The 23,713-nt window shown below is 63.3% G+C and carries 23 protein-coding genes; 10 read left to right on the top strand and 13 right to left on the bottom strand.

The window, feature by feature from the left end:
- Positions 1 to 34: 34 nt before the first annotated feature.
- The gene (locus AACQ43_RS17320; RefSeq protein ID WP_073348822.1) at positions 35 to 1,036 is read right to left on the bottom strand and encodes a sulfate ABC transporter substrate-binding protein; all 1,002 of its coding nucleotides are present in this window, start codon (positions 1,034 to 1,036) and stop codon (positions 35 to 37) included.
- Between the two features lie 209 nt (positions 1,037 to 1,245).
- On the opposite strand from AACQ43_RS17320, the gene AACQ43_RS17315 reads away from it, so the two are divergent.
- The 5 genes from AACQ43_RS17315 (at position 1,246) to AACQ43_RS17295 (ending at position 4,501) form a co-directional block, all read left to right on the top strand.
- Positions 1,246 to 2,508, top strand: a complete 1,263-nt coding sequence (locus tag AACQ43_RS17315; RefSeq protein WP_168968004.1) for an MgtC/SapB family protein — start codon at positions 1,246 to 1,248, stop codon at positions 2,506 to 2,508.
- Positions 2,509 to 2,588: 80 nt separating this feature from the next.
- Positions 2,589 to 3,179: a sugar O-acetyltransferase gene (locus AACQ43_RS17310; RefSeq protein ID WP_016349367.1), complete on the top strand. Its 591-nt coding sequence runs from the start codon at positions 2,589 to 2,591 to the stop codon at positions 3,177 to 3,179.
- On the top strand, positions 3,176 to 3,517 hold the full coding sequence (locus AACQ43_RS17305) for a DUF1294 domain-containing protein (RefSeq protein ID WP_168968003.1): 342 nt from the start codon (positions 3,176 to 3,178) through the stop codon (positions 3,515 to 3,517). The genes AACQ43_RS17310 and AACQ43_RS17305 overlap by 4 nt, the downstream gene beginning before the upstream one ends.
- 108 nt (positions 3,518 to 3,625) lie before the next feature.
- Positions 3,626 to 3,838: a hypothetical protein gene (locus AACQ43_RS17300; protein WP_016349365.1), complete on the top strand. Its 213-nt coding sequence runs from the start codon at positions 3,626 to 3,628 to the stop codon at positions 3,836 to 3,838.
- 201 nt (positions 3,839 to 4,039) lie between these two features.
- Entirely contained in the window at positions 4,040 to 4,501 is a 462-nt protein-coding gene (locus tag AACQ43_RS17295) for a hypothetical protein (RefSeq protein WP_168968002.1), read from the top strand.
- A 72-nt stretch (positions 4,502 to 4,573) separates the two neighbouring features.
- Here AACQ43_RS17295 and AACQ43_RS17290 read toward each other — a convergent pair whose 3' ends face one another.
- The 4 genes from AACQ43_RS17290 to AACQ43_RS17275 form a co-directional block, all read right to left on the bottom strand.
- The gene (locus AACQ43_RS17290) at positions 4,574 to 5,209 is read right to left on the bottom strand and encodes an FMN-binding negative transcriptional regulator (protein ID WP_168968001.1); all 636 of its coding nucleotides are present in this window, start codon (positions 5,207 to 5,209) and stop codon (positions 4,574 to 4,576) included.
- A gap of 234 nt (positions 5,210 to 5,443) precedes the next feature.
- Positions 5,444 to 5,968, bottom strand: a complete 525-nt coding sequence (locus AACQ43_RS17285; RefSeq protein WP_168968000.1) for a DUF4865 family protein — start codon at positions 5,966 to 5,968, stop codon at positions 5,444 to 5,446.
- Positions 5,965 to 6,357: a tautomerase family protein gene (locus AACQ43_RS17280; protein ID WP_168967999.1), complete on the bottom strand. Its 393-nt coding sequence runs from the start codon at positions 6,355 to 6,357 to the stop codon at positions 5,965 to 5,967. Before AACQ43_RS17280 ends, AACQ43_RS17285 begins: the two co-directional genes overlap by 4 nt.
- Positions 6,348 to 6,674, bottom strand: coding sequence for a carboxymuconolactone decarboxylase family protein (locus AACQ43_RS17275; RefSeq protein WP_168967998.1), 327 nt, complete (start codon positions 6,672 to 6,674; stop codon positions 6,348 to 6,350). The genes AACQ43_RS17280 and AACQ43_RS17275 overlap by 10 nt, the downstream gene beginning before the upstream one ends.
- Positions 6,675 to 6,770: 96 nt before the next feature.
- Between AACQ43_RS17275 and AACQ43_RS17270 the strand changes: the two genes are divergently transcribed.
- On the top strand, positions 6,771 to 7,664 hold the full coding sequence (locus AACQ43_RS17270) for a LysR substrate-binding domain-containing protein (protein ID WP_168967997.1): 894 nt from the start codon (positions 6,771 to 6,773) through the stop codon (positions 7,662 to 7,664).
- Positions 7,665 to 7,771: 107 nt separating this feature from the next.
- On the opposite strand, the gene argH is transcribed toward AACQ43_RS17270, so the two are convergent.
- The 5 genes from argH to argC all read right to left on the bottom strand — a co-directional run bounded on the left by argH (position 7,772) and on the right by argC (position 13,619).
- Positions 7,772 to 9,157 carry an argininosuccinate lyase gene (argH, locus tag AACQ43_RS17265; protein ID WP_168967996.1) on the bottom strand — a complete coding sequence of 462 codons (1,386 nt, stop codon included), beginning with the start codon at positions 9,155 to 9,157 and terminating at the stop codon, positions 7,772 to 7,774.
- A 424-nt stretch (positions 9,158 to 9,581) separates the two neighbouring features.
- Positions 9,582 to 10,817, bottom strand: a complete 1,236-nt coding sequence (locus AACQ43_RS17260; RefSeq protein ID WP_005341608.1) for an argininosuccinate synthase — start codon at positions 10,815 to 10,817, stop codon at positions 9,582 to 9,584.
- 54 nt (positions 10,818 to 10,871) lie between these two features.
- Complete coding sequence (locus tag AACQ43_RS17255; RefSeq protein WP_168967995.1) at positions 10,872 to 11,783, bottom strand: ornithine carbamoyltransferase; 912 nt, start codon at positions 11,781 to 11,783, stop codon at positions 10,872 to 10,874.
- Between the two features lie 25 nt (positions 11,784 to 11,808).
- Positions 11,809 to 12,588, bottom strand: coding sequence for an acetylglutamate kinase (gene argB / locus AACQ43_RS17250; RefSeq protein WP_168967994.1), 780 nt, complete (start codon positions 12,586 to 12,588; stop codon positions 11,809 to 11,811).
- A gap of 23 nt (positions 12,589 to 12,611) precedes the next feature.
- Positions 12,612 to 13,619 carry an N-acetyl-gamma-glutamyl-phosphate reductase gene (argC, locus tag AACQ43_RS17245; protein ID WP_024942337.1) on the bottom strand — a complete coding sequence of 336 codons (1,008 nt, stop codon included), beginning with the start codon at positions 13,617 to 13,619 and terminating at the stop codon, positions 12,612 to 12,614.
- Positions 13,620 to 13,888: 269 nt separating this feature from the next.
- Here argC and argE point away from each other — a divergent pair, with 269 nt between their 5' ends.
- Together argE and ppc are read left to right on the top strand one after the other, a co-directional pair.
- Positions 13,889 to 15,034, top strand: coding sequence for an acetylornithine deacetylase (gene argE / locus AACQ43_RS17240; protein WP_168967993.1), 1,146 nt, complete (start codon positions 13,889 to 13,891; stop codon positions 15,032 to 15,034).
- Positions 15,035 to 15,249: 215 nt separating this feature from the next.
- Positions 15,250 to 17,883, top strand: a complete 2,634-nt coding sequence (gene ppc / locus AACQ43_RS17235; protein ID WP_005308531.1) for a phosphoenolpyruvate carboxylase — start codon at positions 15,250 to 15,252, stop codon at positions 17,881 to 17,883.
- 143 nt (positions 17,884 to 18,026) lie between these two features.
- Here the strand turns inward: ppc and AACQ43_RS17230 are convergent, their stop codons facing one another.
- From AACQ43_RS17230 to metB, 3 genes are all read right to left on the bottom strand, one after another.
- The gene (locus AACQ43_RS17230; protein ID WP_168967992.1) at positions 18,027 to 18,620 is read right to left on the bottom strand and encodes a hypothetical protein; all 594 of its coding nucleotides are present in this window, start codon (positions 18,618 to 18,620) and stop codon (positions 18,027 to 18,029) included.
- Positions 18,621 to 18,753: 133 nt separating this feature from the next.
- On the bottom strand, positions 18,754 to 21,222 hold the full coding sequence (locus AACQ43_RS17225) for a bifunctional aspartate kinase/homoserine dehydrogenase II (protein WP_168967991.1): 2,469 nt from the start codon (positions 21,220 to 21,222) through the stop codon (positions 18,754 to 18,756).
- On the bottom strand, positions 21,222 to 22,385 hold the full coding sequence (metB, locus tag AACQ43_RS17220; protein ID WP_029301903.1) for a cystathionine gamma-synthase: 1,164 nt from the start codon (positions 22,383 to 22,385) through the stop codon (positions 21,222 to 21,224). The genes AACQ43_RS17225 and metB overlap by 1 nt, the downstream gene beginning before the upstream one ends.
- Positions 22,386 to 22,593: 208 nt before the next feature.
- Here metB and metJ point away from each other — a divergent pair, with 208 nt between their 5' ends.
- Both metJ and AACQ43_RS17210 read left to right on the top strand, forming a co-directional pair.
- A complete protein-coding gene (metJ, locus tag AACQ43_RS17215; RefSeq protein WP_005308521.1) occupies positions 22,594 to 22,917 on the top strand; it encodes a met regulon transcriptional regulator MetJ in 324 nt (107 codons plus the stop codon).
- A gap of 35 nt (positions 22,918 to 22,952) precedes the next feature.
- On the top strand, positions 22,953 to 23,705 hold the full coding sequence (locus tag AACQ43_RS17210) for an AraC family transcriptional regulator (RefSeq protein WP_168967990.1): 753 nt from the start codon (positions 22,953 to 22,955) through the stop codon (positions 23,703 to 23,705).
- The last annotated feature ends 8 nt before the right edge of the window (positions 23,706 to 23,713 follow it).

Genomic DNA, 23,713 nt, shown 5'->3' with positions numbered 1-23,713 from the left:
ACAGGGGCCAGTTAAGTTGGCGATGGCCGGCCGCTTAGCGACCCGGCTGGTAGATCTGGTCAAACAGGGCGCCCTGGGCGAAGTGCTTCTTTTGCGCCTTGTCCCAATCCCCTTCCAGATCCTTGACGGTGAACAGCGCCAGTTGCGGGAACTGGGCCGCAGTCTCCTTCTGGATCGCCGGGTTGCTGGGGCGATAGTGATATTTGGCGATGATGCGCTGCCCCTCGTCGGAGTAGAGGTAGTCGAGGTAAGCCTTGGCGACCGCCTCGGTGCCGTGCTTCTTGGCCACCTTGTCCACCACCGCCACCGGCGGTTCGGCCAGGATGGAGACCGACGGCACCACCAGCTCGAACTTGTCGCTATTGCCGGGTTGACCGAGCACCAGCAGGGCTTCGTTCTCCCAGGCCAGCAGCACGTCGCCGAGGCCGCGCTCGATGAAACTGGTCGTGGCGCCGCGGGCGCCGGAGTCCAGCACCTTCACGTTCTTGTAGAGATCGCCGACGAACTGCTTGGCCCCCTCCTCGCTGCCGCTCTTCTTCAGGGCATAGCCCCAGGCAGCCAGATAGTTCCAGCGCGCCCCGCCGGAGGTCTTGGGGTTGGGAGTGACGATGGCCACGTCCTTGCGTACCAGATCATCCCAATCCTTGATCTGCTTGGGATTGTCCTTGCGCACCAGGAACACGATGGTGGAGGTGTAGGGCGCTGCATTGTTGGCAAGCCGGCTCTGCCAGTCGGCGGCGGTCAGCCCCTGCTTGGCCACGGCATCGACGTCGTAGGCCAGCGCCAGCGACACCACGTCCGCCTCCAGCCCGTCCACCACGGCGCGCGCCTGCTTGCCGGAGCCGCCATGGGACTGGCTGACCACCACGTCGTCGCCGGTCTTCGCCTTCCACTCCTTGGCGAAGGCGCCGTTGTACTCCTGGAACAGTTCGCGGGTCGGATCGTAGGAGACGTTGAGCAGGCGGATCTCGGCGGCATTGGCCTGACCGAGGGCCAGCAGGGAGAGCAGGGTCAGGGCGGTCATTCGCAGTTTCATGGGGATACTCCATATCTCGTTGGGTTGAATGCAGCATGCCGCGGGCTTGTTATGCCGAGAACCAAGAAATAACGCTTTGCTTATCTCATTTGCTCATATCAGGAGGCCATAGGCGCCATTCGCGCACTCTGTGAGCCAGGCCGCGCTGGCCCGGTGCCGGCTGTGCCATCATGGAAACAAGGCAGGCAGATGACGAAAAGGAAGTCGTTATGTGGATCAATGCAGAACCCGTCAATGGCGCCCTGGTGTCGCTGGCCATCGGCCTCATCATCGGACTGGAGCGGGGCTGGCAGGTGCGCCAGCTGGGGGACAACCAACGCATCGCCGGGATGCGCACCTACGGCCTCATCGGCCTGCTCGGAGGGGTCTGCGCCCTGCTGCTGCCCACCCTCGGCCCCTGGCTGCCGCTGCTCGGCCTGCTGGCGGTGGTGACGGGTTGCGGCCTCTCGGTCTGGCTGGCCCAGCGCTGGCAGGGGGAGTTCGGTCTCACCAGCTCGGTGGCCATGCTGCTCACCTATCTGCTGGGGCTGATGTCGGTGCTGCTTAGCCCGAGCGAGGCGGTGGCCTGCGCCGTGCTGGCGGCCCTCTTGATGGGGCTCAAGGGCAAGATCCAGCAGGGGATGCTGTTTCTGAGCGAGACCGAATTTCACGCCACACTGCGCTTTTTGCTCATATCGCTGGTGCTGCTGCCGGTGCTGCCCAACGAGGAGATAGGGCCGCTCGATGCCTTCAACCCCTTCAAGATCTGGCTGATGGTGGTGGTGATCGCCGGCATTTCGTTCTGCGGCCACTTCGCTGTACGCCTGCTCGGCACCCGCGCCGGGCTGGTGCTCACCAGCATACTGGCGGGGCTTGCCTCCTCCACCGCCCTCACCCTGCAGTTTGCCCGCCTCAACAAGGAGCAGGGCGGGCTGGAGCGACTGCTGGCCACCGGCATCTTGCTGGCGGGGGCCACCATGTGGCTGCGGCTGCTGGTGCTGGTACTGCTCATTCACAGCGAGCTGGCGATGCGCCTGGCGGCGCCCCTGCTGCTGCTGGCGGCTACCGTCTACGGCTTTGCCTTCTGGTTCTGGCGCCAACGCGAGGAGCTGCCCGACGGCCCGGTGCAACCGGAAACCAGCAACCCGCTCGATCTGGCCACCGCCATCAAGTTCGGCCTGCTGCTGGCGCTGATCGGCTTCATGGCCACCCTGCTGCAGAGCAAGGTGGGCAACTCCGGGGTCTATCTGCTGTCGCTGGTCTCCGGCATCACCGACGTGGACGCCATCACCTTGTCGCTCTCCCAGCTCTCCCACAAGGAGCTGGCGCTGGAGGTGGCGGCCCGCGGCATCCTGCTGGCCGGGCTGGTCAACTCGTTGGTGAAGGGGCTGCTGGCCCTGGGGATCGGCGGTCGCCGGCTGGGGCTGCGGGTGCTGCTGCCCTACTTCGTCTCGGCCCTGCTGATCCTGCCGCTGATCTGGCCCGGCGCCTGAGGTTGCAGCAAGTGACAGCCTGACGCCACCAAAGTGCTCGCGTATACTGGCTCCTCTTGGCACATGAGAGGAGCTGTAGCATGGCAAGCGATTGGGACAAGGTACTGGCGGGCGGCGCCCTGGACAGCCAGAGCGAGGAGATAGCGAACGACCGGATCCGCGGTCAGGCGCTGCTGGCACAACTCAACGCCTCTCCGGCCGGTGACGAAGCCCTGCGCCAGCGCCTGTGCGGCGAGCTGTTCGGCCACTGCCCCGACTCCTGCTGGATCAGCACGCCCTTCACCTGCGAATTCGGCCGCAACATCCACATCGGCGAAAAGACCTTCTTCAACTTCAACATCACCATTCTCGACGTGGGCGAGGTGCATATAGGCAGCCATGTGCTGCTGGCCCCCAACGTGCAGATCTACACCGCCACCCACACCATGGACTATCTGGAGCGACGCAACTGGACCGCCTACAACAAGCCGGTGCGGATCGGCGATGACTGCTGGATTGGCGGCGGCGCCATCATCTGCCCCGGCGTCACCATAGGGCCGCGCTCCATCATAGGTGCCGGCGCCGTGGTCACCCGCGACATCCCGGCCGACTCGGTGGCGGTGGGCAACCCGGCGCGCGTGATCCGCAGCCTGAGCCCGGACGCCCCCCGTGGCTGGGAGCTGGCCCTGTGATCTGGCTCGCCCTGCTTCCCCTGCTGTGGACCGCCTGGCTCGGCCTGGCCGACACCAACTGGTGGCCCCTCGCCATCGTCACCACCATGAGCCTGCTGACGGTGCTGGCCTACGCCCACGACAAGCGCCAGGTCATTCGCGGTGGCTGGCGCATCCCCGAATCCCGGCTCCACCTGCTGGAACTGTTCGGTGGCTGGCCTGGCGCCCTGGTGGCCCGTCACTGGTTGCGCCACAAGACCCAGAAGGGCAGCTACCGCAGGGTGTTCTGGTTCATCGTGCTGCTGCACCTCACCCTGTGGGGACTCTGGCTCGGCCGTCCGCTCTGGCAGACGATCTGACGCGGGTCGCAGTGCTCGGTTGCCGGCCATTGCAGCCGGCAATCGGGTATGAGACAACAGAAGGCAATCAGGCTGTTTTCTCGTTTGTTCATCGGCAAGGAGTCACTCATGACCATGTGGACCGGTATCGTGCTGATCGTCTTCATCAGCGCACTGTTCGGTTTTCTCAGCAAGCGGGCCCGCTACCAGCTGGGGGATATTCGCATCACCGACCGCCTCGGCAAACAGGACGTGCTCATCAACCAGCTACAGGAGCGCATCGCCAATCTGGAGGCCATCGTCATCGAGGAGGAGAAGCGCCGCCCGTTCAAGGAGCTCTGATCCGGCAAGCCGGGCGGCAAACCGGCCAGCCCCCGGGCTGCAAGGGTTTGCCGCCGCTCCCCTCCCGCGCTCACCCGCCTCCTGCCAGGTAAAAACTAAATTCACAGCAGGATCAGTCCCCTGCCATTTTTAGGCTGAATTTTCGCCAAGCTGGCCCATTCCCTGCTCCGTCATGACATCAGTCGTACGGAGAGTGACATCATGATCGCCATCAGCACCCTGCTTCCCCTCGCCTCCCTTGCCCTCAAGCTCGGCAGCAAGCTGCTCGGCGATGGTACGCCACAGGCCAAGGCCGAGACTCCCGTGCAGGAAGAGCGGCTCGCCCCCACGGTGCAGAGCCTGTTCCAGCGGCTGGGCATCAAGGATGCCGGCAGCGAGCAGAACCGCCCCGCCATCAACCACTTCATGGGGGCGCTGATGCAGACCCTGGGTCAGGAATCCTCGGGCCAATCGCTGCCCCAGGCCATCGACGCCGCCCGCACCCAGCTGGCCGACGGCACCCAGAGCACCCGCCTCGATGCGCTGCAGAGCGAACTCGACACCCTCAAGGGCTCCCTGGGCAACAGCGACCTCAACCTTGATCAGCTGCTCTACGCCTTCAAGCAAACCCTGCCCAATGGCAAGGGGGAAGGTGTCGGCAAACTGCTCAATGCCAGCGCGTGAACGGGAGTGGAACCATGAAAAACGGCAACCATTAGGTTGCCGTTTTTGTCGGGCAGCGCCCTGGGTGCCACGCTAGGGCTGTGAAGGGGGCGGGTTCAGCATGGCGCCGGCCAGCGCGGTCTGCCCGCGATCCTGCAAGGTATTGGCCGCTCCCAGGCGATCCGCCGCCTCCTTGTTCTGACCCAGCTTGAACTTGCCGACCAGCCGCTCAACCTCGATCTCTATGCCCACCACAGCCTGCACCATGGCCTCGAGATAGTCTCTCGGTGCATCCGCCATCTTCCAGGGAATGGACTCTCCCGCCTCGTGAGTACGGGTCAGGGTCGCGAGCAAGCGACGCACGAAGCGGGCATCGTCCCTCACCCGGATACGGCCATGGGCGTGAACCACGCAGTAGTTCCATGTCGGCACCTGCTGATGATGCTCATGCTTGCCCGGATACCAGTTGGGGGAGATATAACCCTCGGCGGCGCGGAAGATCACCAGCACTTCATCGCCGTCTTTCACCTCCTGCCAGAGCGGGTTGTTGCGGGCCACATGGGCCCGCAGCACACCGTGGGCCCCCTGCTCCCCATCGAACTCGAACGGCAGGTGGTTGGCATCCAGCCCCCCTTCACCACAGGTGATCAGGGCCCCCAGAGGGTGCGCCTGCATCAGCTGGTGCAGCGCCTCGGGGTCGGTAACGGCGAAATGGGGTGGCAGGTACATGGGAACTCCTTGATCCGGTTGACGCGTCCATACGCATTGCAGCGGGATCATGCCCTGCCCGGCGCGGGCCGTCACCCCGAATGTGCCCACTGAGCCAGTTCATTGCCGCAGGTGGCCGCAATTCCACATCATCATCCACAAACGCGATATAACACCCTATGTTCACGATGCGAATATCACTTTCACAGCCAAAGTGAATGGAAAAACAACATCAATGACAAAGATAATTCCAATTTACACCCCGCCCCCCTTCGCCAGATAGCCGATACGGTAGATCTCGCCCCCGCCAGGCAAGGGCGATGAGAGGGACGGGAGAAAATCCGCCTCCAGCCATTCCCATCGGGTGAGATCCCAGCCGCTCACCATGGCCTCGCCGTGCAGGTCGGCCAGCTGGTCGTGGGAAGCGACCTTGGTGCGCCGCAGCCTGGCCATGCAAGCCCCGTCGAGGGAGGCCGGATCCGGCGACCGCAGCAGATGCCAGGTCTCGATGCGGGGCCAGCCGAAATGCCGGGTGAGTGCCGCGAATCCCTCGCTTGCCAGGAATCGGTGCATCGCCTCGGCGCTGTGCCACACATAGAAGGGGGCATAGCGGTTCTCCTGCCCCGGCAGGGCCCCATCGTCCTGACGGCTGTAGAGATAGGCCTTGAACAACAGACCGGGAAAGCCGTCCAGTCTGGCGCCATTGCTGGCGATCCGCTGCTCGATCAGCGCCATGTCGTAGTCTGCGGGCAGGGTGAATCGGTAGTGCATGGCGATCATGAGGCCACCTCCTGTCTGAACATCCGGCCCTGGCCGAAACTCCACGCCTCGGTATCGGTCTGCTGGATCACCACCATGAGGTTGTCGGGATGGATCCCAAGCTCGGCCTCAAGGCGCTCGGCGAGACGTGCATAAAGCCGCTCCCTGGTCGCGGTGCTGCGCACCTTGCCCGCCAGGATCTGGAAGAGGATGAAACCTTGGTCCCGGCGGCCGGTCTGGTAATGGGGGTCATAGATGAGCGCACTGGCAGGCAAGATCTCGAGGATCTGGAATTTATCCTTCGGCGGCACCTCGAACACCTCCACCAGGGTCTGGTGGTAGAGGGCGCTGAGTTGCTGCAGGTGTGCGTCGCTCATCCCCTCGCACAGGGTGATGCGGGTCAGCGGCATGGGGTCACCTCCTCGCGGGGGGGCAGATAGCCCACGGCCGTCACTGCGGCGGGCAAACCGGCGTAGAAGGCAAGATGGGTGAACAGCTCTTCCAGCTCATCCCGGGACAGGCCGTTTTGCCGGGCGAATGCAATATGCCAGGGCAGTTGTTGCACCCGGCCCAGTGACGCCAGGATGGCCAGGGTGATCAGGCTGCGCTCGCGTGCCGAGAGGGTGGGGCGCAGCCAGATATCGCCAAACAGCGTCTCTTCCGCCAGTCGGGCGAGTCGGGGGGCAAGCTGCGCCAGGGTGGCGCGATCGGGAACATCGGGTGTCATGGCAATCTCCTTGGTAGATGAAGCCACTCTCCCTCACTGCTACAATTTAAAAAATCGAAATATTCAAGACCAATCATCCTGATTATAAGGATAGTTATGTCACCCCTTCCCCCTAGCCTGGATCTCGATGCCCTGCGCAGCTACGTGCTGGGACTGGAGTGCGGCAGCTTTGCGCTGGCGGCGCAGCGGCTGTGCCGCTCCACCTCGGCGGTCAGCGCCCAGTTGAAAAAACTCGAACAGCAGTGCGGCACCGATCTGGTCATGAAGCAGGGACGTCACCTGGTGCCGACGGCCAGCGGTGAGCGCCTGCTGGGCTACGCCAAGCGGCTGCTGGAGCTCAATGACGAAGCCGTGCTCGCCCTCAAAGGGGAATTGCTGCAAGGGGAGATCCGGCTCGGGGTGCAGGAGGACTTCGGTGAATCTTTGCTCCCCGCCGTGCTGGGACCCCTCTGTCGCCAGCACCCGGCCCTGCGCATGACGACCCGCATCGATCGCAACGGGGCCCTGGTGCAGGGGATCAGGGAAGGCACCCTCGACATGGCTCTCGCCTGGCAGCCACAGGGAGAGCGGGAGGATCTTTCCCTCATCGAGGTGGTGCAACTGGCCTGGATTGCCCACCCCGAGTGGGACCCCGCCCCTTTGCTCGCGCGCGGGGAGCCCCTGCCCCTGGTGCTCTTCGATGCCCCCTGCCTGATGCGGGCACGGGCCATCCGCGCCCTCGACGATGCAGGGATCCCCTGGCGGATCGCCTTCACCAGCCAGAGCCTGGGCGGGATCTGGGCCGCCGTACAGGCCGGGCTCGGGATCACGGTGCGTTCCGCCATCGGCATGCCGGCCAGTCTCGCCACCCTCGGCAGCGTGCTGCCCTCACCGGGCACCCTGGGGGTGGTGCTACTCGCCGCCAGCCATGAAACCGACGAGGCCAGGAGCCAGTTGCAACGACTGCTCACGGACGCCGTACATCATGCCAGCGCCGGACACAGGGGCTGAACAGCGCTTGGTTAACGCGCCCCACGGCACCGAGGTGTACCCATAAAAAAAACGGCAACCCTGAGGTTGCCGTTCTGCCTTCTAATTCCAATGGCGAGCCGGTTGGCTTAACCCGCCCGTTTGGCCAGCCAGGCCTCGGCGGCGGTGAGGGCTGCCTCTATCTGCTCGCGAGCGACACCGCCTTTGGCGACCCGCTTGGCCAGGGTCGCTTCCAGCTCCAGATTGGGGTAGACGTCGAACTCGATCACCGGGCTGAAGCGCTGGAACTCGCCGATGGTCAGCTCTTCCAGCGGCTTCTTCACCTGAATCGCGTAGACCACGGTCTCGCCGACGATATGGTGCGCCTCACGGAACGGAATCCCCTTGGCCACCAGATAATCCGCCAGCTCGGTGGCGTTGGCGTAGCCGCCCTGGGCCGCTGCCATGGTGCGCTCGCCATTGACCTTCAGATCGATCAGCACCAGCGCCGCCATGTCGAGGCAGTCGTGCCAGGTATCGAGGGCATCGAACAGCCCCTCTTTGTCTTCCTGCATGTCCTTGTTGTAGGCCAGCGGCAGCGCCTTGAGGCTCATCAGCATGCCCATCTGGGCGCCAACCACCCGGCCGGTCTTGCCACGAATCAGCTCCAGCGCATCCGGGTTCTTCTTTTGCGGCATCAGCGACGAGCCGGAAGTGACCGCATCGGAGAGCTCGACAAAGCCCGCCTCGCCGGTGTTGTAGAAGATGATATCTTCGGCAAACCGCGACAGGTGGGTCATGGACAGCGACGCCACGTGCATCAGCTCCACCACGTGATCCCGGTCGGAGACCGAATCCAGGCTGTTGCGGGTGGCGCCGCTAAAGCCCATGTCGAGCGCCAGGGCTTCGCGGTCGATGGCGTAGGCGGTGCCCGCCAGCGCGCCGCAGCCGAGCGGGCTGGTGTCGAGCCGCTTCAGCGCATCCTGCAGCCGGGAGTAATCCCGCTCCAGCATCTCCACATAGGCCAGTGCCCAGTGGGCGTAGGTGACCGGCTGGGCCCGCTGCAGGTGGGTGTAACCGGGCAGTACCGCGGCCTGATTGGCACGGGCGGAGGCGACCAGCCCCTGTTGCAGGGCGGTGATGGAGCCGAGCAGCAGCTCGCCCTGGGCCTTGCACCAGAGTTTCAGGTCGGTGGCGACCTGATCGTTGCGCGAGCGGCCAGTGTGCAGTTTCTTGCCCAAATCGCCGACGGCGGCGATGAGCTGGCTCTCGACCCAGGAGTGAATGTCTTCGGCGTCCGAGCTCAGGATCTGCTGGAGATCCTGCTGCACCGAGGCGAGCAGCACTTCCATCGCCTGCTGCAACTTGGCCTGTTCACCCTCGGTCAACACGCCCACCTTGACCAGCGCTTTGGCCCAGGCCATGGAGCCCTGAATATCCTGCTCCGCCAGCCGGTAATCGAACCGCAGCGAATCGTTGAACTGCTTGAACCGGCTATCGGCTCCCTGACTGAAGCGTCCACCCCAAAGTGCCATACTGCTCTCCTTGAATGCGTTGTCGGCGGCGCTTTGTGCCTGCCATACTGGCGCAGCCCCTTGGCCTGCGCGCAAAAATCTTGCCCTGTATTTTTCTGCATAACAGTGCGCTGGTGAGCGACGCTGTTGCCGTTGAACACGTCACATCCAGCAACTACGAACCGGTCCCCTCTCCCTCTAGGAGAGGGCTAGGGTGAGGGGAATGGCCAATGACCTCCCCCTCATCCCCAACCCTTCTCACGCAAGGGGAGAAGGGGGCAAAGCACACCAAATAATTCGAAAACCGCCCCTGTTATCTCACAGAAGCGGCCGGGGCGCTGCCGCTCTTGTCACACCCGCCGATGATGGCTCAGGGGCCATGCCCTCGACCTGTAGAAGAGGGGGCCATGCCCCCTCAACGGAATCAACGGGTTATCGCCCTTGCTTAGCCGTGGGTGTGATCGCCACCGATGGCCTGGTGCTGCTCCTTCATGGCGCGGATCCGGCTGGCCAGGGTGTAGAGACGGATGAAGCCTTCGGCATGGCTCTGGTCGTACACTTCGTCGGCGCCGAAGGTGGCGAAGTCTTCGGAGTAGAGGCTGTTCGGCGACTTCTTCTGCACCGCGGTGACCTGACCCTTGTACATCTTCAGCACCACTTCACCGTCGAGATCTTCGGCGATGGCGTTGGCAGAGGCGAGGATCGCCTTGCACAGCGGGGTGAACCAGCGGCCGTCATAAACCAGATGGGAAAACTCGGCACCCAGCTTCTCCCGCCAGGCGCGGGTCGGGCGATCCAGTACCAGCTCTTCCACGGCGCGCAGCGCGGCGACCATCACGGTACCGCCCGGGGTTTCGTAGCAGCCGCGGGACTTCATCCCCACCATCCGGTTTTCGGTGATGTCGATGCGGCCCACGCCGTGCTTGCCGGCACGCTCGTTCAGGGTCATCAGGATCTGGTGCGGGCTGAGCGGCTGGTCATCCACGGCCACCACTTCACCCTGCGCCACGGTCAGCTTGACGTACTCCGGCTGATCCGGTGCCTGCTCGGCGGGCACGGTCCACTGCCAGACCGCTTCGGACGGCTCGTTCCAGGTGCTCTCCAGCTCGCCACCCTCGGTGGAGATATGCCAGGCGTTGGCATCACGGCTGTAGATCTTCTTCAGGGTCGCCTTGCAGGGGATGTTGCGGGTCTCCAGGTAGGCCAGCAGATCTTCCCGGGAGCGCATGTCCCACAGACGCCAGGGGGCAATCACTTTCAGCTGGGGCGCCAGCGCGGCGACCGCACCTTCGAAACGCACCTGATCGTTGCCCTTGCCGGTGCAACCGTGGGAGATGGCATCGGCCCCTTCCGCCAGCGCGGCCTCGACCATCGCCTTGGCGATCACCGGACGGGCCATGGAGGTACCCAGCAGGTAGGTGCCCTCATAGACGGCGCCGGTCTTCAGGGTCGGGTAGACGTACTCTTTGACGAACTCTTCCCGCAGATCCTTGACGATGCACTTGGTGGCGCCGGAGGCGATGGCTTTTTGCTCGATCCCTTCCAGATCGTCACGCTCCTGACCGACGTCGGCGACGAAGGCGATGATCTCCGCATCATAGTTTTCCTTCAGCCAGGGAATGATGGCCGAGGTATCCAGTCCGCCCGAGTAAGCCAGTACGATCTTGTTGATTCCGCTCATTTACTTCTCTCCATGATGATTCGATAAAAGGGTGTTATTTGGGGTCGGTTGCCGTTATTTGTGCCCAAGCAGGGTCAGCAGTACGGCGTTCTGGATATGCATCCGGTTTTCTGCCTCGTCCATGATGAGGGAGCCAGGCCCATCCATGACCTGAGAGGTGATCTCCAGCTCCCGGTGCGCCGGCTGGCAGTGCAGCACGTGCTGGATGCCGGTGCGGTCGAGCAGGGCCTGGTTGATCTGATAAGGCATAAAGATATCTTTTACCTGCTCCATTGGCGTGTTGTCACCCATGGAGACCCAGGTATCCGTGTAGGCCACGTCAAACCCTTCGATGGCCGCCACGTCGTCGCTGATGTGGATGGTCGCACCAGACTGGGCCGCCAGCGCCTGGGCCTGCAGGAAGATCTGGGTATCCGGGCCGTGGCCTTTCGGGCAGACCAGGGTCACGTCGGTGCCGAGGGTCGCCCCCAGCAGCAGCAGGGAGTGGCTGACGTTGTTGCCATCGCCGAGATAGGCCAGCTTCACCTTGGACAGATCGCCGTAGTGTTCGCTAATGGTCATGAAGTCGGCCAGCCCCTGGCAGGGGTGGTAGAGGTTGCACAGGCTGTTCACCACCGGCACGGAGCCGTGCTCTGCCAGCTCGACCAGTGTCTGGTGATCGAACACCCGGGCGACGATGGCATCACACCAGCGCGACAGGTTGGCGGCGAAATCCTTCACCGACTCCCGCTTGCCCAGCGCGCCGTTCTGCTGATCCAGATAGACGCTGTGGCCGCCCAGCTTGGCGATGCCGATGTCGAAGGTGACCCGGGTGCGCAGGGAGGGTTTCTCGAACAGGGTCACCACGCTCTTGCCCGCCAGTGCCTGACCGTATTTTTTCGGATCGGCCTTGACCGCTTTGCCCAGGGCGATCAGCGCCTCAATCTGGGCCTTGCTTAAATCGCTGTCTTTCAGAAGATGTTGCATCGGATATTCCTTGTTCCGGTGGAGATCAGAGGGTGACCTGGGTGCCGACCGCACCGCCAGCCAGCAGCTTGAGCAGCTGATCCGGGTAGCGCCAGCTGGCGACGCAGACCGGTTTGCCCAGGGTCTCGGCGGCGTGCAGGGCGGCTTTCACCTTGACCGCCATGCCGTCGCTGATCACCCCCTTCTCCATCAGATCCAGCGCGGTCACCTTGTCGAGCTGGGGCACCAGCTTGCCCTTGCCATCCAGGATGCCGCTCACGTCGGAGAGCATCACCAGGTCGGCGCCCAGTGCCTCGGCAATGGCGGTGGCCGCCTGATCCGCGTTGACGTTCATCAGCTGCCCCTCGGCGGTGATGCCGATGGAGCTCACCACCGGCAGGAAGCCCTGACCGAGGACCCCTGCCACCAGTGCCGGGTTGCCCGGCTTGCACTCGCCGACGGCACCGAGATCCGGGTCGAGCTGGGTCACCTGGCACAGACCGCCGTCCGCCAGACAGAGTCCCACCGCCGGGATGTCGGTGGCGATGGCCTTGGCCATCATCATCTTGTTGGCGGTACCGGCCAGCGCGCCAGCGATGAAGGGGATCTGCTCGAACGGGGTCACCCGCAGACCGTTCTTCTTGGTGGAGGTGAGCCCCAGCCCCTTGAGCAAGTCATCCACCAGGCAGCCGCCGCCGTGCACCAGCACCAGGGGTCTGTGCTGATCGTCGAGAAAGGTCTTGAGGGTGGCGAACAGGGCGGTCAGCGCCTCGTCGTTCTCGATCAGTGCGCCACCCAACTTGATTACCAGAGTCTGCTTGTTCATCGTTGCGATCCTTCCTTGAGTCCTTAAATCAGGCCGGTGGCCGGTTCAAATCCGAATTTGATATTTATGCACTGCATGGCCTGGGAGGCGGCACCCTTGAGCAGGTTGTCGATGGCGGAGACCACCACCAGCATGTTGCCCTGCTGTTGCCAGGCGAGGTCGCAGTACGGGGTACCCGCGACGCCACGGATGGAGGGCATCTGGCCGGTGAGGCGCACCAGCGGCTTGCCCTCGTAGGCCTTGAGGTAGGCCTGATCCACCTGGGTCGGCGTCACGCCGTCCGCCAGTTGCACATAGATGGTGGCCAGGATGCCGCGCACATAGTTGCCAAGATGGGGCTGGAACAGCACCTCCTTGCCGAGGTGATGGCTGATCTCCGGCTGATGCCTGTGATTGAAGGTGCCGTAGGGATTGAGGCTCACCTCGCAGAAGCTGGTGTTGATGGCCGCCTTGCGACCGGCCCCGGAGACGCCGGAGACGGCGTTGATGATGGGCTGCCACCCCTTGGCAATCAGTCCTGCCTGCTGCAGCGGCTTGAGGGCGCACAGGGAGGCGGTCGGGTAGCAACCGGGCACGGCAATCAGCTGGGCCGCCTTGACCGCTTCGGCATTCCACTCGGCCAGGCCGTAGGCGGCCTGATCCAGCCACTGCTCACTCTCGTGGGTGAAGCCGTAGTAGGAGGCGTAGAACTGCTGATCCCTGACCCGGAAGGCGCCGGAGAGATCGAACACTGGCAGCCCCTTGGCGAGAAACTTCGGCGCAAGCTCGGCGCTCACCTCGTGGGCGGTGGCCAGCAGCACCAGATCGGCCTGGGTCAGGATCCGGGTCATCCCATCCTCGTCCAGCGGCAACAGCGGTTGATCCAGCGCGCCGACCCACTGGGGATGCAGAGAAGAGAAACGCTTGTGGGCGTCCTGGCTGCCGGCGGAAACATAGAGGCCGAACAGCTTGAGTTGTGGATGGTTCTGGACCAGGGCGGCCAGTTCGGCTCCCGCGTAGCCACTGGCACCGACGATAACGGTGTTAAGCATGTTGAGTATTCCAAGTCAGAGTTCGAGATTCACAGCATGGTGCTGCGGTGCACAAGGGGGGTTCGATGCCCCATGCACAAGTGCGGAGGGGCAATTCAGGCGGGTGTGTGTCGTCGGTTATAGATCAGGTGACAGAACATTAACTTTCCCTTACAACTAGAAGCCTTGTCGATGAGCCACGTATTCAGGCAAACTTACAGAATATTCATGCACTCACTTTGCATTTGTATTTTCTAACAGAAACATTCCGGGGAAGCAAGGAGGAGCAGGTGGCCAATCTGGATTTTTTTTCACTCTACAAGAATATTATTGCGATTCCGTCCATCAGCAGCACGGATCCCCGCTGGGATCAGAGCAATGAGGCGGTGATCCGGCTGCTGGCCGACTGGTTCGGTCAGCTCGGTTTCCAGTGCGAGGTGACCGCCCTGCCCGATCTGCCGGGCAAGTTCAATCTGGTGGCGACGATAGGCCAGGGTGAAGGGGGGCTGCTGCTGGCGGGCCACACCGATACGGTGCCGTTCGATGAGGGCGCCTGGCGCAAGGATCCCTTCAAGGTGACCGAAGAGGGCAACCGCCTCTATGGCCTCGGTACCATCGATATGAAGGGCTTCTTCGCCTTTATCGTGGAAGCGCTCAAGGAGATCGACCTCAAGACGCTCAACAAGCCGCTGCGCATCCTGGCTACCGCCGATGAAGAAACTACCATGGCGGGGGCCCGTGCCATCGCCGCCGCAGCTGAGCTGAAACCTGACTACGCGGTGATTGGCGAGCCGACGGGGCTGGTGCCGGTGGTGGCCCACAAGGGACACATGTCGGAAGCCATCCGCATTACCGGCAAGAGCGGTCACAGCTCGGATCCCGCCAACGGCGTCAACGCGCTGGAGATCATGCACCAGGCCATGGGCCAGGTGCTCAAACTGCAGCACAGCCTGAAGGAGAAGTACGCCGACCACAGATTCGCCGTGCCGCAGCCGACCCTGAACCTCGGCTACATCCAGGGGGGCGACAGCCCGAACCGCATCTGCGGCTGCTGCGAGCTGCATATCGACCTGCGTCCCACCCCGCAGGTGGGCCCCGACGAGCTGATGGGCATGTTGAAAGAGGCGCTCTCCCCCATCGAGATTCACCAGCCGGGCTGCCTGCATCTGCAGCACCTGCACGAGCCGATCCCCGCCTACGCCTGCCAAAGCGACTCCGAGCTGGTGCGCGAGGCTGAGCGGGCGAGCGGCCGGGGTGCCGAATCCGTGAACTATTGCACCGAGGCTCCCTTTATCCAGCAGTTGGGATGCCAGACAATAGTGCTGGGACCCGGCCACATCGCCCAGGCCCACCAGCCAGACGAATATCTGGATCTGTCGTTCGTCAAACCGACCACCAGCGTATTGCAGCACCTGATCCGCCGTTTCTGTCTCTGAATTGACGGGAATGTAAGTAAGTTACATGACATCGCACCTCGGGACAGGTGATGGAAATACATGTTCTGAATCGGCCTGTTATTTGACCTTGCGCAGACAATCTGGGTAGATTGTCACCCTAAGATGACGGAGCATATGTTGTAATCGCACAACAATAAGTGAGGTCGTCTCTCACCCCGGATGGGTGTCAGGCACCAACAAGATAAGGATGTGGAATGAACGAAAAGTACGCCGCACTACGCGCCAACGTAGGCATGCTGGGTCAACTGCTGGGCAAGTCCATCAAAGATCATCAGGGACAGGCCTTCCTCGACAAGATCGAAACCATTCGCCAGCTGGCCAAATCCTCCCGCAAAGGCAATGAGACAGACCGGGAACGTCTGCTTGATACCCTGCGCAACCTGAGCGATGACGAGCTGCTGCCGGTGGCCCGCGCCTTCAGCCAGTTTCTCAACCTGGCCAACGTGGCCGAACAGTTCCACACCATCTCCCGTCGCTGCGAAGAGCAGGTCTGTACCCCGGATCCGCTCGAGCAGATGTTCGACAAGCTGAAAGCCTCCAATCTGTCGCAGGAAGCCATCATCCAGGCCGTGCGCGAGCTGGACATCGATCTGGTGCTGACCGCTCACCCCACCGAGGTGACCCGTCGCACCCTGATCCACAAGCACGTACAGCTCAACGACTGCCTCGAGGCGCTGGAACTCTCCGATCTGCTGCCCCGCGAGCGGGACAAGATCCTCAATCGCATCGAACAGCTGGTCAACCAGGCCTGGCACACCAACGAGATCCGCGAACAGCGCCCGACCCCAGTAGACGAGGCCAAGTGGGGCTTTGCCGTGGTGGAAAACAGCCTGTGGCCGGCCATCCCCGAATTCATGCGCAATCTGGACGAGCGGCTGCAACACCACCTGGGTGTGCGGCTGCCGCTGGATGCCGCGCCGGTCAAGTTCACCTCCTGGATGGGCGGCGACCGCGACGGCAACCCCTTCGTCACCGCCAAGGTGACCGCCGAAGTGCTGGAGCTGGGCCGCTGGATGGCGGTGAGCCTGTTCTACAAGGACATCAAGGAACTCACCTCCGAGCTCTCAATGTCCGACTGCACCGACGCCGTGCGCGAGCGGGTCGGCGATCACCCCGAGCCCTACCGCGCCCTGGTACGCGAGCTGCGCGAACAGCTGCGCGAAACCCAGGAGTTCCTCACCGCCAAGGTGCAGGGACAGGCGAGCGAGAGCCGGGATCTGGTCAAGACCACCGCCCAGCTGCGCGAGCCGCTGGAGCTCTGCTACCACTCCCTGCACGCCTGCGGCATGGGCAACATCGCCGACGGCATGCTGCTGGACGTGCTGCGCAAGCTGGCCTGCTTCGGCATCCACCTGGTCAAGCTGGACATCCGCCAGGATGGCGAGCGCCACGGCCAGGTCTTCTCCGAGCTGACTCGCTACCTCGGCATGGGTGACTACGCCGAGTGGAGCGAAGATGACAAACAAGCCTTCCTGCTCAACGAACTCAACTCTCGCCGTCCGCTCATCCCGACCGACTGGGAGCCGAGCGACGAGACCCGCGAGACCCTGGATACCTGCAAGGTCATCGCCCAGCACGATCCCGATGCGTTCGGCATCTACATCATCTCCATGGCCGGCGCGCCGTCCGACGTACTGGCAGTGCAGCTGTTGCTCAAAGAGGCCGGCTGCAAGTTCCGCATGCCGGTCGCTCCGCTGTTCGAGACCCAGGAAGACCTGATGGCGGGTACCGCAGTGATGGAACGCCTGCTGTCGGTGGACTGGTATCGCGGCTACATCCAGGGCCGTCAGTACGTGATGATCGGCTACTCCGACTCCGCCAAGGACGCGGGCATGATGGCCGCCGGCTGGGCCCAGTACGCCGCCATGGAATCCCTGGTGGCACTGGCCGAGGCCAACAACCTGCGCCTGACACTGTTCCATGGCCGTGGCGGTACCGTCGGCCGTGGTGGCGCACCCGCCCATCAGGCCATCCTGTCGCAACCGCCGGGATCCCTGCGCGGTGGCCTGCGGGTGACCGAACAAGGCGAGATGATCCGCTTCAAATTCGGCCTGCCGAAAGTAGCCATCCAGAGCCTCAACCTCTACACCAGCGCCGTGCTGGAGGGGAACCTGCTGCCACCGCCCAAGCCCAAGGAGTGCTGGCGCGCCGTGATGGAGCAGCTGGCGTCAGTCTCCTGCGATCACTACCGCAGTATCGTGCGCGGTCATCCGGACTTCGTGCCCTACTTCCGCGCCGCCACTCCGGAGATGGAGCTCGGCAAGCTGCCGCTCGGTTCGCGCCCCTCCAAGCGCAAACCCAACGGCGGGGTCGAGAGCCTGCGCGCCATCCCCTGGATCTTCGCCTGGACCCAGAACCGGCTGATGCTGCCGGCCTGGCTCGGCGCCCACAAGGGGCTGCAGCAAGCCATCGCCGACGGCCAGAAGGGCGTGCTGGAAGAGATGAGCCGCCAGTGGCCCTTCTTCCGCACCCGCCTCGAGATGCTGGAGATGGTGTTCCTCAAGGCTGACGTCTGGCTGGCCGAGTACTACGACACCCGGCTGGTGCCCAAAGAGCTGTGGGGCCTGGGCAAACAGCTGCGTCAGGAGCTTGCCGATTCCATCCAGGTGGTGCTGGAGCTGCGCCCGCAGGGCGACTTGCTCGACGACCAGCCCTGGATCAAGGAGTCCATCAAGCTGCGCAACCCCTACACAGACCCGCTCAACGTGCTGCAGGTCGAGCTGCTGGGCCGCTCGCGCAACCATGCCGAGACCCTGCATCCCGAGCTGGATCAGGCGCTGATGGTCACCATCGCCGGTATTGCCGCAGGCATGCGCAACACCGGTTGATGGCTGACTGGCTGCAACGCACATAGAACAAAGGGCGCCAGATTGGCGCCCTTTTTCTATTTGGAACAAATGGCAAAGAGCCGTCAATGACGAGAAGATTGAGATAACAGCCCGTTTGTACATTCCTTCAATCTTATCTTCGGCTACCTATCAGATGATTCCGATAGCTCTTCACCAAACAATAGGGACATGCCAGCATCGAAGCTCAAAAGCTGACATAGATAATTACGCCCCTCCTCAAATGCTTTCAACATGGCTCTAAACGCTAGGCGGTTTTCTTCAATCTTCACAGATATATGAGCCAAGTGGATTAATGCACTCTCACAATTCTCGTCTGAATTAAGTGGAAACGTTTCAAGGAAATGGTGCACCAATTCATTACGCATCCCAAGCAAATTCCGTAAACGCACACAATGCTCTTCGATATTACCTAATTCAAACTTAAAGCGGATATAAGGCAGATCAATTCCAGCATCCAGCTCAGGTTCATTTTTGCTTTCACCCATGCGATTTACAAATTCGCCAATCAGCTGCCCCAGCATTCTTAGGCTAAGCGCCTGTGCATCGAGCTTTCGATTATCTTCCAACGTATCTATATTGCCCTCCATCTTCAGCACCGGAAGCACCCGCTTAAGCAAAAGTTCAAACTGCTGAAGATTGAGCAGACATTTCCCATAGAGCAATATCACTTGCTCTTTCTTCTCCTTGTTTACATCTGTATTTGCATTATCGTCCATGGAAAATATCCTTCCTTATGTCAGCCATTAAGATTCGGATAACTCATGATTAATGATATATGTAAGAAAAAGGCGCCACTATGGCGCCTTTTAATTCGGTTAGATAGGTGGGTCCCAGTCCCCACCATGTGCCTTAGAGAGAGGCACAGATCTGCCAGAGATCGTACTGGATGGCAGCGGCCGTCACTTCCCGGCCGGCGCCCGGCCCCTGAATCACCAGCGGGTTGGTGCGATAGCTGTCGCTCTCGATGGCGAAGATGTTGTCGCACGGCAGCAGGTTGGCGAACGGGTGGTGGGGCTCCAGCGCCTCCAGCCCCACTCGAGCCTTTCCGTCGTGCTCGAAGCGAGCAACGTAGCGCAGCACCTTGCCGACTCGGCGCGCCCCCTCGAAGGCGGTCTGGATCGGGTCATCCAGATCCTTGAGCCTGTCCATGAACTGATCCGTGCTCACCTTGCGCAGGGAGACAGGCACCAGGTTCTCCAGCTCGATGTCGGCGGAGTCGAGCTCGAAGCCCGCCTCCCGCGCCAGAATGAGCAGCTTGCGGCGCACATCCTGGCCGGAGAGATCCTCGCGGGGATCCGGCTCGGTCAGGCCGTGCTGCCACGCCTCGTCCACCAGCTCGGAGAAGGGGCGAGTACCGTCATACTGCTGGAACAGCCAGGAGAGGGTGCCGGAGAAGATGCCGGAGACCCCCTGAATGCGGTCGCCGCTCTGGCGCAGCATCTGGATGCTGGACTGGATCGGCAGCCCAGCGCCCACGGTAGCGTTGTAGCGCCACTGCACCTGATGGTCGCGGCAGGTCTGCTTGATGCGCTGGTAGAACTCGCTGTCGGCGGCGCCGGCAAACTTGTTGGCAGCGATGATGTGAATGCCGAGCTGGGCAAAGTCCGGGTAGTAGCGGCTCACTGTCTCGCTGGCGGTCATGTCCAGCGCAATCAGGGTATCGAAGCCGTGCTGCTCCAGCTGGGCCAGCAGCTCGGGCCAGATCAGCGCTTTGGGGTTGAAGTTGTCCTGTACCTTGAGCGGATCCAGTCCCTCTTCATCGAGCAGGCCCCCTTCCGAGCTGAACACTCCGTAGAGGGTAAGCGCCAGGTTCAGTTCATGCTCGAGCCGCGCCTTCTCGCGGGCATAGAGGTTGAGCCAGTGGCCGCCGATGTTGCCCTTGCCGAACACCACCAGCCCGACCCGGTTCGGGCGGCTGAACAGGGCGCTGTGCAGGGCGATCAGCAGCGGCTCCAGCACCACCTGGCGCAGCACGGCCACCAGGCTCAGGCCATCTTTGGCCACCTGCACGAACTCCAGCGGCTGATCCGCCAGCAGCTGGTAGAAGCGGTGACACTGCTCGGCGTTGTCGGTGACGCCGGCCCCCACCAGCGCCACCAGGCTGTAGCCTTCGCGCTGGATAAGACCGGTGAAGCTGCCCTGCAGCTGAAAGTCACGCAGCAGCTCGAACGCCCCTTGCGCCACCTCGAGGGTATAGGCGAGGCGCAGGATCCGGCGATCCGGCTGGCGCTGCAGGGTGAGCGGGTTGAGGCGATGGCGGGCCAGATGGGCCTCGATGGTGGCCACCGTCTGCTCATAGTTGGTTTGTGGCAGCACCTTCAGCTCGATGAGGGCGATCTGATCCACCGAGGAGACGATGCGGGCACCGCCGGAGCGGGGGGCGCGGCGCAGGATGTGGGTGCAGCCCTCGTCCGGGTTGTAGCTGCAGCGCAGGGTGAGGCGCTGACGACTGTCGGCCACCGGTTGCAGGGTACGGGAGTGCAAGACCGAGGAGCCGAGGCGGGCCAGCTCGTTGGCTTCGGCGAGGCTCAGGCGCTCCAGCAGACGCGCCTCCTTCACCCGGCGCGGGTCGGCGCTGTAGACCCCGGCCACGTCGCTCCAGATGGTGGTGGATTCGCCGTCCGCCAGCAGCGCCAACAGGCTGGCGCTGTAGTCGGAACCGTTGCGACCGAGCAGCAGGGAGCGGCCTTCCATGTCGGCAGCGATGAAGCCGGTCACCACGATGCGCCCGGCGTGTTCCGCCAGCCGCGCCTTGAGCAGTTCGCTGGACAGCGCAGTATCCACCTTGACCAGGGCGCCATCCTCGGCGCGCAGGAAGCTGCGGGCATCGAGCCAGATGGCCTTGTCGCCGCGGCTGGTGAGCAGGGCCGCCAGCAGGCGCGCCGACCACACCTCGCCAAAGGCGAGCAGGCCGTTGCGCTCGAAGCGGTCAAACTGCCCCTCAAGCGTCTTGGCGATGAGCTGCATGTCGTCGGCCAGCTGCTTGCTCAGATCAAGCTGCAGTTCACCTTCCAGCAGGCCGTCGATCAGGCTCTGCTGATAGGCCTGCAGGGCCGAGATGGCCTCGCCGGCAGCTTCATCGCCTGCTTCGGCCAGCTCCACCAGCTGGATCAGCCGGTTGGTGGTCTTGCCGGCGGCGGAGACCACCACCAGCTCTCGCCCGCCCCCCTGCTGCTCGGCTTGCTGTTCGAGAATGCTGGCGACCCGGCGATAACAGACCGGATCCGCCAGACTGCTGCCACCGAATTTGTGGACGTGACGTCGCTTCAAGCCTGCTTCTGTTGCCAACGCGATCTCTCCTTGTTGCTGCTTTTCCATTACTTCGCCACCTGCTGTGCCTGTGCAAACGCCGCGGCCAGATCGGCCACCAGATCCTCACCGTGCTCGATACCGACCGACAGGCGCAGCAGCTGGCTGCTGATGCCTGCCGCCTGCTGGGCGGCCGGGGTCATGGCCCTGTGGGTCATGCTGGCCGGATGGGCCACCAGACTCTCCACCCCGCCGAGGGATTCGGCCACCGAGAAGAGGGTGAGGGCCGCCAGGAAGGCGCGAATGCCCGCCTCGCTGCAATCGAGCTCAAAACTTAGCATGGCGCCGAAGCCGGACTGTTGACGGCGCGCAATATCGTGGCCCGGATGGCTCGGCAGGCTGGGGTGATAGATGCGCTTGACCAGTGGCTGCTGCTGCAGGAAGGCGAGGATGCGGTCGGTGTTCTCCTGATGGGCGCGCAACCTGGGGGCCAGGGTGCGCAGGCCGCGCAGGGTGAGGTAGGAGTCAAACGCCCCGGAGGTGAGCCCCAGACAGTTGGCCCACCACACCAGGGAGTCGGCCAGCTCGGGTTCCTTGGCGATCGCCACCCCGCCCACCACGTCGGAGTGGCCGTTGATGTACTTGGTGGTGGAGTGCACCACCAGATCGGCCCCCAGCGCCAGCGGCTGTTGCAGCAGTGGCGAGAGGAAGGTGTTGTCCACCGCCACCTTGGCGCCCGCCGCGTGGGACGCCTCGGCGATGGCGGCGATGTCCACCACCCGCAGCAGCGGGTTGGAGGGGGTCTCGACCCACACCAGCGCCGGCTGCTGGGCCAGCGCTTCGGCCAGTGCCGCCGCATCCCCCTGATCGACGAACTGCACCCGGTAGTGGCCCTTGGCCGCCAGGTACTCGAACAGGCGCCAGGTTCCGCCGTAGCAGTCGTGGGGAGCGATCAGCAGATCCCCCGCCTTGAGCAGGGCGGTGGTGACCAGATGGACGGCCCCCATGCCGGTGCCGGTCACCACGGCGCCGGCGCCCCCTTCCAGCGCCGCCAGGGCGTCCGCCAGATTGGTGCGGGTCGGGTTGCCGGAGCGGGCATAATCGTATTGACGGGGCTCGCCAAAGTCGGCAAAGGTGTAGTTGCTGGAGAGGTAGATGGGCGGCACCACGGCACCGTGTTGCTGGTCAGTCTCAATCCCGGTGCGCACTGCTTGGGTGGCCTTGTGGGTCATGTCACTCTCCTTGATGTCTCTTCACACGCTGGCATGCTGTTTCTGCCACGCGCCATCCCGCCATTGCAGGCTCATGGTGAACCACACTACGCCAGCTTAAAAAGGCCGTCAACACCTCTAGACGTCTAAATGGCTTTGCTGTTGGATTGCCATTAAATTCCTTAAGGGTTAAAATCCGCGCTCACGGCTAAATGAGAACAGGTGGATCATGGGTACAGAGTGGAACGGCGACTACGTCAGCCCCTACGCGGAACACGGTAAGAAGAGCGAACAGGTCAAGAAGATTACCGTCTCGATCCCGCTCAAGGTGCTGAAGGTGTTGACCGATGAACGCACCCGTCGCCAGGTGAACAACCTGCGTCATGCGACCAACAGCGAGCTGCTCTGCGAAGCCTTCCTGCACGCCTTCACCGGTCAGCCGCTGCCCTGCGACGAAGATCTGCGCAAGGATCATCCGGACAGCGTCCCCGCCGAGGCGCGTGCCATCATGGAAGCGCTGGGCAAAGAGATCGAAGATTTCGACGCCGAGTAATCCTGCAGCAGATGCCAAACAGCAAACCCCCTTCGATGACGCGGCCCCAGGCCGCGTCATCGCTATCCGCCCCTTTCAGCCTGCGTCGCTACCAGAGCGACGTCTGCAGCCACAGCCACGACCATGCCCAGCTGGTGATCCCCCTCGACGGTCCCATCGAGATCGAGGTGCAGGGCCAGGGGCGGCGGCTCGCGCCCGGCTTTGCCTGCATCATCGCCCCCGGTGAGCGGCACGACTACGCCGCCGACCCGGCACTCTCGTTTCTGGTGCAGGAGAGTCACTGGCTGCCCGGCGAGCTGGGAGAGCGCCCCTTCATCGAGCTGGATGAGGCTCAGCGCCACTACCTCGCCTTCCTGCACCGCATGGTGGCCGAGGGGCGCCACGTGGCCGGCATGGAGCAGGTGTGGCTGGGTCTGCTGGCAGAGGCGCAGCAGGCAGGCTCGCGCGGCCGTGCCCGCCTCGCCCCGCGCATCGGCAAGGTGCAGCGCCATATCGAGGCACATCTCGCCGAACCTCTCAGCAACGAGCGGCTGGCCACCATCGCCTGCCTCGGCCAGAGCCAGTTCAAACACGCCTTCCAGCAGCAGGTGGGGATGAGCGTCTCCCACTACATCCGGGCGCGGCGCATGGTGCTGGCGCGTACCCTGCTCGCCCACACCGCCCTGCCCGTCGGCGACGTGGCCAGCCGCTGCGGTTACCAGAATCAGGGGGCCTTCGGCGAGCGCTTCCTGGCCGAAACCGGACTGACCCCTTCCCTCTGGCGCCAACAAAACGGCCGCTTGCCGTAACCGGGCGG

It is taken from the genome of Aeromonas sp. DNRA1, assembly GCF_963888745.1.
Lineage (GTDB): Bacteria > Pseudomonadota > Gammaproteobacteria > Enterobacterales > Aeromonadaceae > Aeromonas > Aeromonas hydrophila.
This window is presented reverse-complemented; position numbering and strand designations above follow the sequence as displayed.

Coding starts and splice junctions, on each gene's coding strand:
- metJ (WP_005308521.1), top strand. CDS start 22,594: ATGGGTACAGAGTGGAACGGCGACTACGTCAGCCCCTACGCGGAACAC.
- ppc (WP_005308531.1), top strand. CDS start 15,250: ATGAACGAAAAGTACGCCGCACTACGCGCCAACGTAGGCATGCTGGGT.
- AACQ43_RS17290 (WP_168968001.1), bottom strand. CDS start 5,209: ATGTACCTGCCACCCCATTTCGCCGTTACCGACCCCGAGGCGCTGCAC.
- AACQ43_RS17270 (WP_168967997.1), top strand. CDS start 6,771: ATGTCACCCCTTCCCCCTAGCCTGGATCTCGATGCCCTGCGCAGCTAC.
- AACQ43_RS17310 (WP_016349367.1), top strand. CDS start 2,589: ATGGCAAGCGATTGGGACAAGGTACTGGCGGGCGGCGCCCTGGACAGC.
- AACQ43_RS17300 (WP_016349365.1), top strand. CDS start 3,626: ATGACCATGTGGACCGGTATCGTGCTGATCGTCTTCATCAGCGCACTG.
- AACQ43_RS17285 (WP_168968000.1), bottom strand. CDS start 5,968: ATGATCGCCATGCACTACCGATTCACCCTGCCCGCAGACTACGACATG.
- metB (WP_029301903.1), bottom strand. CDS start 22,385: ATGACCCACAAGGCCACCCAAGCAGTGCGCACCGGGATTGAGACTGAC.
- argH (WP_168967996.1), bottom strand. CDS start 9,157: ATGGCACTTTGGGGTGGACGCTTCAGTCAGGGAGCCGATAGCCGGTTC.
- AACQ43_RS17295 (WP_168968002.1), top strand. CDS start 4,040: ATGATCGCCATCAGCACCCTGCTTCCCCTCGCCTCCCTTGCCCTCAAG.
- AACQ43_RS17280 (WP_168967999.1), bottom strand. CDS start 6,357: ATGCCGCTGACCCGCATCACCCTGTGCGAGGGGATGAGCGACGCACAC.
- AACQ43_RS17230 (WP_168967992.1), bottom strand. CDS start 18,620: ATGGACGATAATGCAAATACAGATGTAAACAAGGAGAAGAAAGAGCAA.
- AACQ43_RS17255 (WP_168967995.1), bottom strand. CDS start 11,783: ATGCAACATCTTCTGAAAGACAGCGATTTAAGCAAGGCCCAGATTGAG.
- AACQ43_RS17260 (WP_005341608.1), bottom strand. CDS start 10,817: ATGAGCGGAATCAACAAGATCGTACTGGCTTACTCGGGCGGACTGGAT.
- argC (WP_024942337.1), bottom strand. CDS start 13,619: ATGCTTAACACCGTTATCGTCGGTGCCAGTGGCTACGCGGGAGCCGAA.
- AACQ43_RS17225 (WP_168967991.1), bottom strand. CDS start 21,222: ATGGAAAAGCAGCAACAAGGAGAGATCGCGTTGGCAACAGAAGCAGGC.
- AACQ43_RS17320 (WP_073348822.1), bottom strand. CDS start 1,036: ATGAAACTGCGAATGACCGCCCTGACCCTGCTCTCCCTGCTGGCCCTC.
- AACQ43_RS17275 (WP_168967998.1), bottom strand. CDS start 6,674: ATGACACCCGATGTTCCCGATCGCGCCACCCTGGCGCAGCTTGCCCCC.
- AACQ43_RS17210 (WP_168967990.1), top strand. CDS start 22,953: ATGACGCGGCCCCAGGCCGCGTCATCGCTATCCGCCCCTTTCAGCCTG.
- AACQ43_RS17315 (WP_168968004.1), top strand. CDS start 1,246: ATGTGGATCAATGCAGAACCCGTCAATGGCGCCCTGGTGTCGCTGGCC.
- argB (WP_168967994.1), bottom strand. CDS start 12,588: ATGAACAAGCAGACTCTGGTAATCAAGTTGGGTGGCGCACTGATCGAG.